The sequence below is a fragment of the Dellaglioa sp. CoH-55-MRSF-9 genome, from assembly GCF_056782155.1.
Map to the genome: position 1 here is coordinate 1 of NZ_JBXAYG010000147.1, position 248 is coordinate 248.

1 protein-coding gene is annotated in these 248 nt (G+C 67.3%); it reads left to right on the forward strand.

The features are described from left to right. Positions 1-248, forward strand: a 248-nt coding sequence (locus tag AC1RPV_RS08125) for an AsmA family protein (protein WP_481764256.1), incomplete at both ends; no start/stop codon positions are given.

Here is a 248-nt window from a genome sequence, read left to right on the forward strand (position 1 = left end):
GCTCGCGATCGTCGGCACGCTGACCGACCCGATGCATCTCGCCGCGCTCGACTTGCGGCTGTGGCTGCAGGGCACGTCGATGTCGCACCTTTACCAGCTCACCGGCATCACGCTGCCCGATACGCCGCCGTACGCGACCGAAGGGCGCTTGATCGGCAACTTCAAGCCGCATGCGAGCACCTTCCGCTACGAGAACTTCAACGGTCGCGTCGGCGGCAGCGATCTCGGCGGCACGCTCACCTGGGCGC